Origin of the sequence: Tumidithrix helvetica PCC 7403, from assembly GCF_965232925.1 — a bacterium.
Classification (GTDB): Bacteria; Cyanobacteriota; Cyanobacteriia; order Pseudanabaenales; family Pseudanabaenaceae; genus Tumidithrix; species Tumidithrix helvetica.
Window position 1 is genome coordinate 61,490 of record NZ_CBDDRA010000008.1, and the last position, 17,106, is coordinate 78,595.

Genomic DNA, 17,106 nt, shown 5'->3' on the forward strand with positions numbered 1-17,106 from the left:
TGCTAGAAATTGATTGAAAGGGCAATTTTATGAATTGCCCGCGATCGCGCAGCAGCGATCGCCCTTAAACTGAAGCCTTTTCAAGCCCTAGAGTTTAAGACTTGTCTTTAAAAGTTCATTTAAAGCACAGAATCTCAAACCCCAGATTTGAAGCTATTCTTCATCCTCATCGAACTCATCATCTCGGTAGATCGACTCATAGGTTGGACGACTAGGGGTACGACGAGCACTCACATCCACCATTAGATCTACCTCGGTGTCTTGGTTGTTGCCATCATCAGACAACTTGTGTACAGAGACATCTAGACAGAGAGATTGCAATTCCCGCACCAGAACTTTAAAGGACTCAGGCGTGCCGGGGCGAGGAATAGACTGTCCCTTGACGATCGCATTGAGGGATTCGTTCCGTCCAGTCATATCGTCAGACTTGACTGTGAGCAACTCTTGCAGCGTATAGGCAGCACCAAACGCTTCCAATGCCCAGACTTCCATCTCTCCAAATCGCTGACCACCCTGTTGCGCTTTACCACCGAGGGGTTGCTGCGTTACCAACGAGTAGGGACCCGTAGAACGAGCGTGGATCTTGTCATCGACAAGGTGAACCAGTTTGAGCATGTATGCCTTGCCCACCGTGATCGGTTGATCGAAAGGTTCGCCCGTGCGTCCATCAAAGACTTGCAGTTTGCCAGGATGCTCGGGATCGAACAGCCATTCTTCACCCGTGGCATTTTGTGCTTCCTTCAGCTTTTCATGCACAGTGACGCGGGATGCCTCTTCACCATACATTTCATCAAAAGGAACCACCTTAAATCTGACATCTAGGTTTTCCCCCGCCCAAGCCAGCAAGCATTCAAACACTTGACCGACGTTCATCCGAGAAGGCACACCTAGAGGGTTGAGTACGATATCAATCGGCGTACCATCAGGGAGGAAAGGCATATCCTCTTTAGGCAAAATGCGGGAAATAATCCCCTTGTTACCATGGCGACCAGCCATTTTGTCCCCTACTTGAATCTTACGTTTTTGGGCAACGTAGACGCGGACAACCATATTTGCCCCTGGTGGCAACTCATCGCCTTGTTCGCGGGTAAAGACGCGGACGTCTACCACACGACCTTTTTCACCATTGGGCACGCGCAGAGAATTATCCCGAACATCTCTGGCTTTTTCACCAAAAATCGCGCGCAGAAGTTTCTCTTCAGGGGGCTGATCGGATTCACCCTTGGGCGTTACCTTACCCACGAGAATGTCTCCTGACGATACCCATGCCCCAATCCGAATAATGCCCTGTTCGTCTAACTGGCGTAGCGAATCTTCGCCGACGTTAGGAATTTCACGGGTAATTTCTTCGGGACCTAGTTTGGTCTGACGGGCTTCAATCTCATATTTTTCAATGTGAATTGAAGTGTAAACATCGTCGTAAACCAGACGCTCGTTGATTAAAATCGCATCCTCGTAGTTGTAGCCTTCCCAAGGCATGTAGGCAACCAGAATATTCTGACCTAGTGCCAACTCGCCGCCTTCGGTGGCGGAGCCATCTGCCATGACTTGCCCTGTAACCACGCGATCGCCGACAAACATAATCGGGCGTTGGTTTAAACAGGTATCTTGGTTTGACCGCTGATATTTTTGCAAATAATAGCGAATCTCATGCCCATCATCAGAGCGAACCCGAATCTCATCGGCAGAAACATAGCTCACTTCGCCATCGCTGCGAGACACGATCACCATCCCTGAGTCTCTCGCTGCTTGAGACTCTAAGCCCGTGCCCACTAAAGGACGTTCGGGTCTGAGTAAAGGGACAGCCTGACGTTGCATGTTTGAGCCCATCAGAGCGCGGTTAGCATCATCGTGCTCCAAGAAAGGAATCAGCGATGTGGCAACAGAAATAATCTGCACGGGCGAAACGGCTACGTAGTCAACTTCGTGGGGTGTCGCTGTACCGAACTCTTGGCGATAACGCACGGGTACAAGATCGCTGGTGATTTTCCCAGATTCATCGTTGGGAATGTCCCCAGGAGCCACGCGAAACTCATCTTCCTCATCCGCAGTCATGTACACAGGCGCTAAATCTCGGCGCACTCGTCCATCTTCAACAGGATAGTAAGGAGTTTCAATAAAGCCATAGGGGTTGACACGCGCGTGGGTAGCCAACGAACCAATCAGTCCAGCATTAGGACCTTCAGGCGTTTCAATCGGGCAGATGCGACCGTAGTGACTAGGGTGAATGTCACGTACGGCAAAGCCTGCGCGTTCGCGGGTCAGACCACCAGGACCAAGGGCACTAAGACGGCGTTTGTGGGTTAGCTCTGCCAAAGGATTGGTTTGATCCATAAACTGAGACAGTTGGCTGGAACCAAAAAATTCTTTGATGGCAGCAACGAGGGGCTTAGGGTTAACCAAGGAAGCTGGTGTTAAGGCATCAACATCAGAAACAGTCATGCGTTCGCGAATGATCCGTTCTAGACGATTAAGACCCACACGCACTTGGTTTTGCAACAGTTCGCCTACAGATCTAACGCGACGATTGCCCAAGTGGTCAATATCATCGGTTTGACCGACATCAAACTTGAGGTTGATCAAGTAGTTGATCGCGGTCAAAATGTCTTTTTCGGTTAATACCCTTGTGGTGTCAGGGGTGTTGAGACGAAGCTTTTTGTTTAACTTATAACGACCTACGCGCCCTAAATCGTAACGCTTAGGATCGAAAAAGCGTGATTTCAGAAGTTCGCGGCCGCCTGATTCAGTCGGTGGTTCGCCAGGACGCAACTTGCGGTAAAGCTCTTTTAGGGCTTCATCTTCGTCAAATTGACCTTCTTTATCGATGGTTTTTTGGAAATACTCTCGATGAGTCAGGGAATCCAAAATTTCAGCATCAGTAAGCCCGATCGCTTTGAGCAAGACCTGCGCCGATAATTTGCGGGTTTTATCAATGCGTACCCACACCAGATCGTTTTTATCTGTCTCAAATTTTAGCCAAGCACCACGGTTGGGGATAAGGCTAGCGTTGTAAGTCCGACGACCGTTCTTGTCAATTTCTTCTTTGTAGTAAACCCCGGGGCTACGCACAATTTGGTTGACGATTACACGCTCGGCACCGTTGATGATAAATGTGCCGCGATCGGTCATCAATGGTAGATCGCCAATGAAAACTTCTTGTTCTTTAATTTCACCTGTTTCTTTATTGATGAGGCGCGTTGGCACATACATTTGCACGGCGTAAGTCGCATCACGGCGCTTCGCTTCATCAACATCGTATTTGGGTCGTTTGAGCTTGTAGTCCTTAGCGACAAAATGTAATTCCATTTTGCCTGTATAGTCGGTGATGGGAGAGAAGCTATCGAGCTCTTCAATCAGTCCTTCTTCTAGAAACCATCGGAAACTCTCCCGCTGAATTTCTACAAGATCTGGTAGAGCAAAAGCAGGAGTTATAAGTGTTGGCTTGTTCATGCACTAATGACTGCAGTTTAGTGAGCGTAGAATGTGTCTCGCCTGATCAAGGCATAAGCATTTTAAGATAACCTATCAAACAGTGTTTGTCAATACATTTTCTTAATAGAAAAAGACATATTGAACTTTTTGTGTCTACAAGTCAGTAAAGCCTATACTTAATGGGGCTAAATAATATAAATTTAAGTCTTAGTTGGGGCTGTGGCTCAGTTGGATAGAGCAAGCGCCTCCTAAGCGCTAGGTCGGCGGTTCAAATCCGCCCAGTCCCGTTGTTTTTCTCAATAATTCCTTTACTATTGAACATAGTAGTTTTTAGTTGAGTCACACTGAATAAGTACAACCATGCCACTGATTACAAGCAATAAAATTGTCAAAGACATCGAGAAAGCTGGTGCTTTAGCTATGTATGTGCCACCCGAAGGTGGCTATGAGGGGCGTTACCAACGCAAACTCCGAAGCTCAGGGTATGACGTCCTGTTTATTACCGCACGCGGTCTAGGGGATGTATCTAGTTACTTAACTGGAGTGCATGGCATTAGACCCTCTCACTTGGGCAAGACTCAGATTAGAACCTACTTTATTCCACCTCAGATTCAGTATCGTCTAGCAAGCCTACCCGAAAAATCAAAAGGCTTGGTCGTCTGGCTAACCGAGGGTAAGTATTTATCTCGGCAAGAACTTGAGGTGATCAGCCAAATCCCAGCTAAAGACTCAAGGGTCAAGATTGTGATTGAGGTTGCTAGTGGACGCGAAGTTACTTGGCAACCGCTGACGCAAGCGATCGCTGCCTAAAAGCATTTAGCTGTTAGTTATACTTCAGATCCCCGACTTTTTCTAAAAAGTCGGGGATCTGAAGTATTTGGGACTATTCTAAGCAATCCGTGAGTTGCCGTAGCAATTCGTCGCGATCGAGATTGCGCCCAATTAGAACTAACTGGTTGTTTAAAGGCTTAGCGCGATCGTCAGTTTTCAGTTCGTAACGCTTGCCGCTCAGTTGAAAAATATAGCGATTGTCGATGCCAGCAAAATTGAGAACGCCCTTGGCACGAAACACATCAACAGGCAGGTGTTTGTCTAGGAAATCTTGAAATTTATCTAAGCTTAGGGGGCGATCGCTTTGAAATGAGATCGAAACAAAACCATCATTGGCTAGGTGCTCGGAGTGATGGTGGTCGTGGCGATCGTGACCGCAGTCGTGGGAATGCTCGTGATGATCGTGATCATGATCGTGAGCGTGATGGTCGTGATGGTCGTGCTCCTGTTCTTTTGGGTTAAGCCCAGACTGATCGACTTGGATATCTAAAATTAAAGGCAGGGGGACAACACCATGTTGAGACTCGATCACTCTCGCCTTATTTTTGGTTTTAGCAATATAGCCCTCTAATTCCACGATCTTTTCTGGAGTCGCCAGATCGGTCTTGTTGAGAATAATAATATCGCCATACATCAACTGGCTGAAAGCAGCTTCGCTATTGAAATGCTCGGGTGTAAATGCCTCAGCATCAATCACAGTCAAAATTGAATCGAGACGGGTGAGGTGCTTTAACTCTGTGCCTAAAAACGTCAGCGCGATCGGCAAAGGATCGGCAACCCCTGTGGTTTCTACAATCATGTAATCGATGCGATCGCTTTTTTCTAAAACGTCATAGACCGCCTCGACCAAACCATCATTAATCGTGCAGCAAATACAGCCGTTACTGAGTTCCATCATGTTTTCATCGATAGAAATGAGCAACTGGCTATCAATGTTAATATCGCCAAATTCATTCACCAAAACTGCAACTTTTAAGTCCTGTTGATTTTGCAGAATATGGTTGAGTAGGGTGGTCTTTCCGCTTCCCAAAAAACCCGTAATAATGGTAACAGGCATCCCTTGCTTGGGGATGTCAATGGTTTGTGTGTCTTGTACCGAAACAACTTGAGAATCAGTGGTTGGCATTGTGACTACTTTTTCCTTCCGTAATTGTGTAGAGCTATTCACTATTCTATTGGCAATCGATCTGGGATTTTGCGATCGATAAGCTTAAGAGAAATAATGCATCGATGCCCCAATTGAAACTGCCTTGTATAATTAATCACATCCCCCTCCGAGTAAAAATTTTCAACCTAGTCGTTTAGCCAGCATCAAGAAAGTATGCTCACAAAGTCCTGTAGCCTCAAAGAAGTTGTAGAAACGTTAGAATCTGTATCCTTCACAAACCCAGAAACCGACCTAGAAAATCAAAAAGAATCCCCCTCTTTAAGTGCAGCTCTAGAAAAACTGGCAGAATTTGCCCAGGCTCATCATTTAGTCGCCTTGGAGCAATTCGCCCTTAACGAACTACGGGGGTACACGGACAGCCAACAAAGCAGTTCAGCATCGTACCCTAGCTATCGCGTGGTTGCCCTAGATTATTTTGATACGGGCGGTCAGGCTATGCCTAGCTTAAGCGCGCAGTACGGCAGTTATCCCTTACTGAATGGGTTACATAAATTGGAGCTACACCTCAAAAATGGTTTGGCTTTAAACTTACCTTCACCCGTTTTAAACTTTTTGTCTCAGGCAGCCAATCGTGAAGTACGCGGCGGTCATGTTGCCCCCTCAAGACTACAAACCCTACTTGAAAGCATTCGTTATGAAGCGATCGGCAAACTCAAACATGTGGATAGCTCGCTCCTCTAAACTTTAAGACGGTGAAATTTGAGGCATGTAAATCGCTTTAATTTCGGGAATCAAGCAAGAAACCCAATAGTTTGTAACTTTTACAACAGTTTTTTGTTAACTTTTGGTTGCGATCGCTCCTCCAGTCTCAGTGTAAAATTAGGTTGAATTTGCCTAAGCATCAACCCAAAAGTTTTTATGCTATCGACAGAATTGATTAAACCTCAACCGAGTTTTTCCCTAGGATGCGTGCTGGTTGTGGAAGATGAAGCGGTAATTCGGGATACGATCGCGCTAGCATTGCGCGATGAAGGCTATGAAGTATTACTGGCAGAAGATGGTCATACCGCCCTCAGTACTGCCCGCAAAACCGAAAATCTCGACCTGATCGTTCTGGATGTGATGCTGCCCTACGTCAATGGGCTGGATCTCTGTCGGATGATCCGCCATGAGGGCAATGGTATTCCTGTGTTAATGCTCAGTGCCAAAGGTAGCGAGTCCGATCGCATCGTAGGTTTAGAAGTTGGCGCTGACGACTACTTGAGCAAACCCTTTGGCATGCGCGAATTGGTGGCGCGTTGTCGCGCTTTAATGCGTCGCAGTCGTAACGATTTTCAATCTACAGGCACAACCCTAAAGTTTGGAGACATCACCATGCACCCCCAAGAGTGCCGTGTCATGGTACGAGGAGATGAAGTGAACCTTTCACCCAAAGAATTTCGGATTTTAGAATTATTTATGAGTCACCCTCGCCGCGTTTGGTCGCGAGAACAGCTACTAGAGAAAATCTGGGGGGCTGACTTTGTCGGTGATAGCAAAACGGTCGATGTGCATATTCGTTGGTTGCGCGAAAAGCTAGAAACCGATCCTAGCGATCCAAAACACTTGGTAACCGTAAGAGGTTTTGGGTACCGTCTGGGATAAGCAGGCTTGGAATTGTCAGATTCGGTAAGCAGGTATAACGCCCGTTGGTCTCTACTGTCCTAGAATGGTGGTTAGGATTACCTAAACACCTTCTTTGGTAATGGCTAATTGCTAACAGCCACCTGCTAAATCGCTGAGGAATATCCTATGGAATTGCTTTGGGTCTTATTAGGGATGGGGATCGCATTCAGCCTATTAAGTATTTATTGGGCGATCTTAAATTTTCGACTCAAAAAGCAACTCAAACGGCAAAGTCCCCATCAAGAGGGTAATTTTCAAACGGATGGTCTACCTAGATTAGCCTTACCTGTCTCAGCCCTGAGCGCCAATTTTAGTCAGGCTTCACAGACTGATAGTGACGAACGATTGCAAAGCCTGAGCCAGCTAGAACAAAAGGTCAGCGATTGGCAACAAGTCATGCAAGTTGCCCCGATTGGATATATTCAAGTTGATGAAGAAAACCGACTTTACTGGTCTAATGCTCAAGCTTTAAAGCTTTTGGGAATTCCGATCTACGATGAAAAGATAACAAGACAGCAGTTTCTTTTACAGTTGGTACGATCTTACGATCTCGATCAGTTGATCGAGCAGACGCGATCGCAGCAACAGCCCATGCAAAAAGCTTGGGTATTTCATCAGGTGATACCCGATCCGTTACATCCCGTGCAACAGCAAGGTCGTCCCCTCTGTGGCTATAGCATTCCTCTCGAAGATGGCAAAGTAGGAATTTTTATTGAAGATCGCTTAGAGAAAGTAACTCTCACACAACAACGCGATCGCTGGGCATCGGATGTCGCCCACGAGCTTAAAACACCCCTGACATCGATTCGCCTAATTGCCGAAACCCTTCAACCTCGTGTTGAATCGACAGTGCGCACTTGGATAGATCGCTTGATCGACGAAGTCATGCGGCTGACCAATTTGGTCGAAGATTTGCTCGATCTAGGACAGCTAGACACCAGTTTGACTCCTAAGCTATTGCTTAAGCCCGTCGATTTGCCTCAATTGATCCATGCAGCTTGGAGGGGTCTGGAACCCCTAGCGATGCGAAAACAAGTGAGCCTGACCTACAGTGGGCTAGAGAATTTAACCATTCAAGCTGATGAGTCGCGCCTATATCGTTTGTTTCTCAACTTGCTAGACAACAGCATTAAACATAGTCCCGAGCTGCAAACTGTGCTTGTACAAGTGAATATCGTCAAGCCTATAAATCCGTTACCCATCATTCAGGATCCTGCAATGAAGAATCTGGAGACGAACGATCTAGAAAACCAGGCTGGGGGGATTCAGGAACAACCCCAGTTTGAACGGGTCGAAATCGATGTGATTGACGCAGGATCGGGATTTCCAGAGGAAGCCATTCCCCATGTATTTGAGCGGTTTTATCGCATTGATCAATCGCGATCGCGATCGGTGGTCACAGATCGAGGGGGTAGTGGCTTAGGACTCGCGATCGCCCATCAAATTGTGCAGCTCCACCAAGGTACAATTCATGTGAGCAATCATCCCGAAACAGGTGGTGCTTGGATCAAGGTAGCGCTTCCCCTACCGACTGCTGCTGCAATATCATGGCAGCCTTCTAGTGGTTTGTAAGTTCTGAAGTAGTTGGGCGAACAAATATGAGTGCTGAACAAATTCTCAAAGGTTACGCATCAGGCAAGCGAGACTTTGCAGGGACAAACCTTGCAGGTATAAACCTATTTAATGCTGACTTAATCGGAATCAACTTGAGTAAAGCCGATCTCAGACGTTCCAATCTGGTCTTTGCCTATCTCAATAAAGCCACTTTAAATAGCGCCAACCTGAGTTCGGCAAAGCTAGGGGGAGCTACGCTCAACCAGGCTGTAATGATGAATATTAATCTCAGCGAAGCCGATCTTCAGGGTGCCTTGTTACAGCGCGTCAATCTATTTGGCGCAAACATGCTTTGGGCAAATTTAATGGATGCCAACCTCAGCGAAGCCGACCTACGAAGCGTGAATTTAAAAGGTGCCAACTTGCGAGGGGCAATCTTACGCGCTGCCTTAGTGCGTGAAGAGCGTGGCTATCCTAATACCAGTATGCAGGGAGCCAATCTGCGTAAGGCCGATCTTCGAGGCGCAAATCTCAGCGGTACCGATCTGAGCGGAGCCGATCTCACAGATGCCGATCTCAGCGAAGCCACCCTCAGCCGCGTAGACTTACGCGGCGCAAATCTCAGTGGAGCGTTAATGGTTGACACCATTCTTGCTGAAGCAAACGTCAGTGGTGCAAATCTATCTGGCGTTAATATGAAACGAGCTAACTTAACCAGAGCCGACCTCAGTCAGGCCAATTTGCAAGCAGTGCTTTTAGATGGTGCCATGCTCTCTAAAGCAAACCTAGCCGCAGCCGATCTCAGCGATGCCAGTTTAGTGCAAGCAATTCTGACAGGATGCGATCTCAGTCGTGCTAATTTAAGTGGGGCAAGGCTAATTCAAGCCAGTTTGGTAGATGCCTATCTTGTCCGTTCTAATCTTGATGGTGCAGATTTGACCGATGCCGTACTCGAACGCGCCGAATTAAGTGGTGCCAGCATGATTGGAGTAAACCTGCACGGTACAACGATGCCAGATGGTAAAGTTAACCATTAAATTAAGTAAACACAAGCAATTTAAAAAAGCTTATGCTTATTGCATAGTGGGCAAAACCTTGGGAATCGATCGGGAGACTTTATGGAAGATTTGAATCTTCTAGATGAAATTGTTGCAGACATAGAGCAAAGTGAAAATCTCCTTCGCATTAAGCGATTGATTTTATTTACTAGTAGTGATTTTTGGTCAAATGACGCTGAGGAAATTAAGCATCTAGATTTACGTCAGCTGATTCAAACTTTGCTCGTCAATGTGCCTAATCTAGACGATCTCAAACATAAGCTCAACAATCAGGTAAAACGTCTAACCAAGCAAACAGACTATCTCCTTGCTGCGGACACAATTATTGACACGATTGGACTACTGTATTCTTTTCTACCCAAAAAGTCTGGCGCAGCCGAGCCAATAACGCAAGGTAGAACGTATGCCCAAGTAACTCCTGAGACTGCTTCTGATTCTTCGGGGTTTAGCAATCAACAAGCTTATCAACAAGTATATGCCCCACCCACCAAACAAAAGCTCACCTATATTCCCAACCCGTTTGAGCTAAGACTAGAAGTATCGAGAAATATCAGTCCTCTCCATGCCAAAATCGTGCTTTTTTCGGCACTGAACTATCGATTTAGCCCCTTAGAAAAAGACTGGTCACCGCTCAGCACCTACGACCTTAACGATCTACTTGACACGATCTTTCACACCTGTGAAACGGTAGAAGATTTAGAATCCAAGCTATACGCAACAGCAAAGACCCTAGATCAAGCCGAAGACGGACGTAGAGCCGCAGGTGTGATCGTCCAAGCCCTCAAACCTCTTTATGAGTGGGAAGGGTAATGCACTCTATATTTCGCATCAAAAGTCTTATCCAAAATTCACATTAAATACTCAAAAAACTAGATTTTGTTAACAAAGAGCTATTTCAACTGTTCGGCTTCGGCGAGGATGGGGTTGAGTCCGAACCATGTGCCAAGTTCGTCGAGATATTCAAACACAAAGAGACTACGGAGGAGGGTTTGATAGCCTTCTTCACCAACGACGGCTTTTTGGGCTTTAACTTGCTGTAAGAGTTCCCATTCATTGGCGGTGATGGCACGCACGAGGGAGTCGCGCTGGGTGGCGATCGCTTCTTCGAGGGTGTCGCGATCGATCGGTGGGTCTTGTTTTTGCAGGCAGCCGTAGAGAAGCACGAGCAGGTTACGGACGTGACCGCCGCTGACGGTGCAAAGCCGATCGCTAGTTTCAGCATTGTCAAATACTCGATCGAGATATTGGGCGCGTTCCTCAGAGGGTAGATCGGGAAAAGCACGGGCGAGAACCATGTCGCGTAAGAGGTAGATGCCTTCTGCATGGAGTTGATTGTCGCGATTTTTGACGCGCACCATTGGCAGGACTTTGGGTGCGCCGCCGAAGCGATCGCTTAAGGGTGCGATCGAGTTAGAGAAGTTGAGGACGAGGGGGGTGGTATAGACGATGTGGCAATGGAATTGACGGAGTTTTTCGCCGCGCGTGACGAAGATATATTCGGCTTGGTTGCGTTCTTTGGTGTTTTCGAGGCGATCGAGGCTATCAACGATCGCAACTATGCCTTTTTGTCCGCGTTCTTGGAGGGCTTTGTTGGCGGGTTCGAGAAGCTCTTTGTTGATGAGTTCGAGGAGGTTATCGGTTTGGGGTTCGAGGTGTTGGCGCAGTCGGGCGCGTGCGTCGGGATTACCTTTGAGTTTGGCGCTAAATTTGCCGATGCCGAGGAGGTCGGCGGTGACTTCGCCTGTGGTGCTGGCGGAGACTTTGCCGACGAGGGGAATTGTACTTTCGCCTGAGACACTGACATCGCTTTGGAGGACACTCCAAGTTTTTTGCAGCAGTCCTTGAAAGCCTTTGGGATCGAGTTTGATTTTGGCGGCGGCGAGGCTTTTGCTGACTTGTCGGGCGACGGTGAGCAGGATGTCGGATATATCTACGTCGGTCATAACCAGATCTTCGCTAGAGTCGAGATAGACGACGTGAAAGCCTTCGCGTTCGAGGTCGTATTGCAGCTTACGCAATTCGGTGGATTTGCCGCAGCCGATATGTCCTGTAAAGAGTTGATAGCTGCGATCGTCGCTACGGGTAATGGTGCGATAGAGTTCGTCGATGAGGCTGACGGTTTTGCGTTTGCCGCTTCTGGCGGCAGTGAAGTCGATGTAGTAGCTGCGGTCTGTTTCGTTGGAGACGATGAGGGTTTTGCTGGGGTTGCAAGCCTTAAAAAATTTGACGGGATCGAGTGTCATAGGTTTGTGGATTGGTAAGCAAAAGCAATCTATAAAATGTCTAGATCCCCGACTTTTTGGGTGACTAGCAAAATCGATCTGTGGTTGCAAAGAAAAAGTCGGGGATCTTAATCTCTCTTACCGATAAAAATGGAGGAGAGAAGGGTTAGGTTTCCATTTTTTAGGAAGTTGAAGGAAGTCTTGGGTGGGGGGATGCCTTCACAGGCGGTTTTGGCACGTTGGCGGAGTTTGCGATCCTCTTCGAGGATGTTGGGATCGTTGCTGAGGGAGGCGAAATCATGTAAATGGTTACACATAGCGGCGAGGGAATGCTCTAGATTGAGATCCCACAACTTCACAGTACCATCCTTATTTCCTGTAAGGATGCTCTTGCCATCAGGGGCAAAGGCGACGCTATTGATTATGGAATTCTCATTTTGGAGAGTTGCTAGCAATCGTCCGTCGAGGTTCCACAACTTTAGCGTATCACCCCCCCCTATCAGTACGCTCTTACCATCAGGTGCAAAAGCAACACTAGTAATCTTCTCTTCATGCCCCCTAAAAGTGTTTATTAACCGCCCGTCGAGGCTCCATAACTTTACTGTTATCCCCTCCAGCACCATTACGCACTTACCATCAGGGGCAAAGACCACGCCAGTGATATCATCTTTTTTACCCAAAGTGAAAGTGTGCAGTAGTTGCCCATTGAGACTCCACAACTTCGCTGTGTTATTCCCGTCGACCACTAGGATACTTTTGTTGTTAGGGGCAAGGACGACATCTCCACGGAAAGTTTGAAATGGTTCCCTGTCGAGGTTCCACTTCCACAATGTAACCCTGCCATCATTACTCCAAATCAGCACCCACTGTCTATCGGAGGTAATGGCGACGCTAGTGACGTAAGCCCCCACATCGAAAGGACGCAGCATTTGCCCCTCAGGACTCCACAACTTTGCCGTAGTATTATTTCTATAGCCTATGAGAATGCTAATTTCATCAGGGGCAAAGGCGATGCTAGAGACATAACCCTCATTTTCCTCATTTTTGAAAGTATGTAGCAATTGTCCGTTGAGACTAAGAATACCGTAGTTAGTGATGATGTACTTGCCATAGATAAAGCCTTGGAAGGAACGCATCAGTCGTTTGTTGAGGCTCCAAAGAGTCGCTGTGGGATATCTGCTGCCGATAGAGATAAGGATACTCTTGCCATCAAGGGCAAAGACTGCGTCATTGATATAATCCTCGTGTTGCAGGGTTTGTAGTAGGTACCCGTCAAGGCTCCACAACTTTATTCTTCTCCCACTCCCCGTCATTATGCTCTTGCCATCAGGGGCAAAGGCGACGCTATTGACAAAATCCTCATGTTGGAAGGTTTGCAGCAGGTGTCCGTCGAGGCTCCATAACTTTGCCGTTTTACCCCCCCCTGTCATTATGCTCTTGCCATCAGGGGCAAAGGCGACGCTAGCGACGGAATTCTCACTATTCACAGAATCCTCACTATTCACAGAATCATTATGTGGGAAGGTTTGTAGCAATCGTCCATCAAGGCTCCACAACTTCGCCTTTCCCTCACTTCCTGGTATGCTACTAATGTCCCTTGTTATACTACTCCCCGTTATTACACTCTTGCCATCGGGGGCAAAGGCGACGCTATCGACGAAATTCCCTACCTTGAAGGTTTGCAGCAGGTGTCCGTCGAGGTTCCACAACTTTGCCGTTTTACCACCCCCCATCAGCACGCTTTTGCCATCGGGGGCAAAGGCAACTCTTGTGATGGAGTCCTCTACCTTGTCATTTACCTTGAAGGTTTGCAGCAATCGTCCGTCGAGGCTCAACAATTTCACTCTTCCATTGGCATTGACGGTGAGGACACTCTTCCCATTGGGAACAAAAGCCATGCTTCTACCGTTAGAAAGATCTCCAAAACGGTTTTTCTCTGTAAGTGTGTTCGTGATTCGATACACAGCAGATAGTAACTCCAAATAGTTGTCTTGACGCAAATCAACGAGGTTGTTCCTCCATGCTTTGGCAGTCTCTAGGATCGCAACGTTATCTTCAAGGTTAAATATGTTTGTGTCCATTAACTCTTTCCAATAGAGGCTGTCAGCAACTGCCCGCGTGTTAATAGCATCTAACCTATTTGTCTCAGCTAGGTTTTTTGCCTGTGCTTCTGCTCGACGCGCAATTTCTGCCTTCTGCTCCGCAATCTGTCGTTGTGTTAACTCATTTTTTTTCGCCTGTTCCGCCTCCTTACGCCGCTCCTCCTCCTTTTCCCTTGCTGTTTTTTCTGAGTCCCTCGCCTTATTCGCTGCTAGTTTTTGATCGTTAGCAATTCCTTCCTGAGCCTTAGCAAGTTTCGTCTGTTTCTCAGCCTCATCTTTCTGTTGTTTAGCAATTTCTGTCTGTTTATCTGCCTTTTCTTTTTCCTGCTTAGCAATACTTTCTTGATGTCTCGATTCCAACGCAAAACTAACCGCCACTAAACTTAACCCAGCCAGTACCAAGGTAGCAACCAAACTCCCTTGCAACAACCACTTATTCCGCTTCTGCAAACTTGCTTCTGCTTCCTTCCGTTTATGTCGTTCCTCCTCCAACTGCTGCGTCAACTTCACCCCAAACTGCTGACGAATCGGCGGCACAAGATAATCATGAATCAACTGATAACAAACTTCTGGATTAGAAGGAATCTCAAACGCCAACCCCGCCCCAATCGGCACACTCAACACAAAATCCAAATCACCACGCACCGCCAATTCCCTTTCTTCAGGCGACAGCGAAGGAGTCAACAACCGCACATCCCTCTGCAACTCCGTCCTAGTCTTCGCAGGACGCTTCTCTGGCTCCTCCGTCAACGCAAACAATACCCGTTGTGCCAACTCCTCATTCTCCTGCCCACAATCCCGCACCACCTGCATCAACCACCCCTCCACCAGCGCCCGTTTCGGATTTTTCCCCAATCCCTCATACGCCGCTAAAGTTGTAATCTTCGCATCCCCATGCAACATCTGCGCCCCCACCACCTGCAACTCAATCGGACGAACCTCCCCCAACTCCGCCGCCAGATCCGTCACCAACCGATCCACCAGCGCCTCCTCCAACCGATAGGGCGATCGCTCCGTCAACTCCTTGATTACCGCCTTTGCCCTCTCCTTCGAGAAATTACCAAGGTAATAGCGCACATTCTTATTGAGAATGTCATTATTAATCAGTTCAAGATTGGCAAGGCGATCGCACTCCAGCAAATAGTGAATGTAATCTTCCCGCAACGACAAAATCACCCATACATAAGGCACAGCCAGACATTCGCGCAAAAAATCATATAACTTACGGCGATCGGGTACTTCCGTATGCTTAAAAAAGAACTCCTCAAACTGATCGAAGATGAGAACAGTAATTAGATTTTGGCGATCGCGATCGTGCAGTTCATCAAGCAGCCTATCTGTAAGTCCATTTTCTGGATCTAGCCCCCTAAATCCCCCAGTATTTGGGGACTTTGAATGTTCTAAATTATCTGATTCCCCCCAATTCTTCTGGGGGGCTAGGGGGGCTAAATCCAACTTACTCGCTAATTCCCCTTGCCAATCTTCATAATGCTCGATAACCACAGGCTTAATCGATCGCGACTGATGCATAATTTTCCGCAAGGCTGGCACTAACCCCGACTGCAACAGCGAACTCTTACCTACCCCTGATGGCCCATGCACCACCGTTAACCGACAATCGCTCCGCTTAACCCGATCCACCAATGCCTCAATGTCCGCCTGTCGTCCCGAAGCCGCAATCTCCTCCGTCGCATCCTCACCGATCGCCCCCACCCGACGCTGCGGTTGTAACCTTCCCGCCCCAATAAATGCCCGAAAACCATAACTCGTTTCCACCGACTCGCGATAGCATTTCACCGTAAACGCATCGCGATAATTTCCCACCACCGTATAAGCCTGATGCAACGCTTGTAAAATCCGAATATGCAAATCGGGATCGACCTCTGGCAATACCAAAGCTTTCGCCCGTTCTAAGGTTGCGATCGCCTCCTTGGCACGATCCATACCCATTAGCGATCTTCCCAAGGAAAACAAATTAAAACCTTGGCGCTCCTGTCCCTGTAAAGCTTTCTCCGCTTCATTCTTTGCAACTTGCCAATCTTGACGAGCGATCGCCTCCTCGGCGCGTAACCCCGCCACCCAGTCAGGAAGAATTGCCAACTCATTCGCAAAATTTGCTAATGCTTGCCATCTAATTTGAGACCCAGTTTGAGATTGAGTTGCATTCCCAGTTTCAGACAAGGCTAGGGCTAACAAAATCTCGCCTAAAGCCAAGGCTACCGATGCTTGTTTACCCTCAGGCTCCTGCCAAGCCATCTGTAACTGCTCGCGGGCGCGATCGCAATTCACCAAAAAATTGACTCGCTCCTGTTTGCCCCGCAGTTGCCACCACAACCCCAACCGATAACGCGCCGCAGCCGCCAAACTCCCCGTACTCACCTGTGCCAGACAATTCTCAAAATGCTCCCGTGCTACCTCACTACTCCCCGCCTCAATCCCAAACGCCAATGCAACCCTTGCCGCTAACTCAGGCGATCGGTTTTCCTCAAGGCGCTGCCATTCCTGCCATGCCCACTGCAACTCTTGCCCAATGCCGCGTTTGCCCTCCCGCGCAAAAGCCCATGCCAAAACATCCGCAGTCTCGCGCTCCAGCATCGCTTGCAACTCAGAATGCTCCAGCGCAAAGTCAAAGGACGGTGCAGCCCAACTTGCTAGATCGGGCGATCGCCTACGCAGTTGCGCCTCCACATCATCCGTTACCCATAGCACCAAGGGAAATTTGAAACGCCTCCGAAATTCCTCTCTCGCATTATTCGCCAGCGCCAAAATATCATTCAAGTGCGGCGAAGCTTCTAACCCTGTGACACTAATTACCTGCGTCCCCTCACCCACCTCATCCAAAATATCTACAAGATTCACCACCCCATCCGCATCCGTGACATGGCGCTCGTAAAGCCCATCACCCAATTGCGCTTTCAAATCTGCCACAAGGCGATCGCGCACCTCGGTCGAATTGCACCGTGCCAGTAACAGCACAAACTCACCCTCTGACAAAGCGATCGATCGTAATAGCTGTTTCAGAGTAGCCCGTCTATCTGTACTCATCTCTATTCACATCAGCAGCTTTAAAATTAAGACTTGTGAGTGATTTTCCTAGAATCAAAAAACTCAGAAGATGCTCAAAGTATAAATGC

General features: G+C 47.8%; 10 protein-coding genes and 1 tRNA gene. 7 read left to right on the forward strand and 4 right to left on the reverse strand.

Features of this window, described 5'->3' with window-relative positions:
* Window positions 1–153 precede the first annotated feature (153 nt).
* Entirely contained in the window at window positions 154–3,450 is a 3,297-nt protein-coding gene (gene rpoB, locus ACP2WE_RS09550) for a DNA-directed RNA polymerase subunit beta (protein ID WP_425215327.1), read from the reverse strand.
* A 195-nt stretch (window positions 3,451–3,645) separates the two neighbouring features.
* Here rpoB and ACP2WE_RS09555 point away from each other — a divergent pair.
* Together ACP2WE_RS09555 and ACP2WE_RS09560 are read left to right on the forward strand one after the other, a co-directional pair.
* Window positions 3,646–3,719: transfer RNA gene (locus tag ACP2WE_RS09555), tRNA-Arg, on the forward strand.
* Between the two features lie 73 nt (window positions 3,720–3,792).
* Window positions 3,793–4,242: an NAD(P)H-quinone oxidoreductase subunit N gene (locus tag ACP2WE_RS09560; RefSeq protein ID WP_425215328.1), complete on the forward strand. Its 450-nt coding sequence runs from the start codon at window positions 3,793–3,795 to the stop codon at window positions 4,240–4,242.
* Between the two features lie 73 nt (window positions 4,243–4,315).
* Here the strand turns inward: ACP2WE_RS09560 and ACP2WE_RS09565 are convergent, their stop codons facing one another.
* A complete protein-coding gene (locus tag ACP2WE_RS09565) occupies window positions 4,316–5,389 on the reverse strand; it encodes a CobW family GTP-binding protein (RefSeq protein ID WP_425215329.1) in 1,074 nt (357 codons plus the stop codon).
* 195 nt (window positions 5,390–5,584) lie between these two features.
* Here ACP2WE_RS09565 and ACP2WE_RS09570 point away from each other — a divergent pair, with 195 nt between their 5' ends.
* The 5 genes from ACP2WE_RS09570 (at window position 5,585) to ACP2WE_RS09590 (ending at window position 10,458) form a co-directional block, all read left to right on the forward strand.
* Entirely contained in the window at window positions 5,585–6,112 is a 528-nt protein-coding gene (locus tag ACP2WE_RS09570) for a hypothetical protein (RefSeq protein ID WP_425215330.1), read from the forward strand.
* Window positions 6,113–6,289: 177 nt separating this feature from the next.
* On the forward strand, window positions 6,290–7,015 hold the full coding sequence (locus ACP2WE_RS09575; protein ID WP_425215331.1) for a winged helix-turn-helix domain-containing protein: 726 nt from the start codon (window positions 6,290–6,292) through the stop codon (window positions 7,013–7,015).
* Window positions 7,016–7,162: 147 nt separating this feature from the next.
* Window positions 7,163–8,608, forward strand: a complete 1,446-nt coding sequence (locus tag ACP2WE_RS09580) for a sensor histidine kinase (RefSeq protein WP_425215332.1) — start codon at window positions 7,163–7,165, stop codon at window positions 8,606–8,608.
* Window positions 8,609–8,634: 26 nt separating this feature from the next.
* A complete protein-coding gene (locus tag ACP2WE_RS09585) occupies window positions 8,635–9,627 on the forward strand; it encodes a pentapeptide repeat-containing protein (RefSeq protein WP_425215333.1) in 993 nt (330 codons plus the stop codon).
* 81 nt (window positions 9,628–9,708) lie between these two features.
* On the forward strand, window positions 9,709–10,458 hold the full coding sequence (locus ACP2WE_RS09590; protein ID WP_425215334.1) for a hypothetical protein: 750 nt from the start codon (window positions 9,709–9,711) through the stop codon (window positions 10,456–10,458).
* Window positions 10,459–10,538: 80 nt separating this feature from the next.
* Here the strand turns inward: ACP2WE_RS09590 and ACP2WE_RS09595 are convergent, their stop codons facing one another.
* Both ACP2WE_RS09595 and ACP2WE_RS09600 read right to left on the reverse strand, forming a co-directional pair.
* On the reverse strand, window positions 10,539–11,891 hold the full coding sequence (locus ACP2WE_RS09595) for an ATP-binding protein (RefSeq protein WP_425215335.1): 1,353 nt from the start codon (window positions 11,889–11,891) through the stop codon (window positions 10,539–10,541).
* Window positions 11,892–11,998: 107 nt separating this feature from the next.
* Window positions 11,999–17,017 carry an nSTAND1 domain-containing NTPase gene (locus ACP2WE_RS09600; protein ID WP_425215336.1) on the reverse strand — a complete coding sequence of 1,673 codons (5,019 nt, stop codon included), beginning with the start codon at window positions 17,015–17,017 and terminating at the stop codon, window positions 11,999–12,001.
* Window positions 17,018–17,106: the final 89 nt, after the last annotated feature.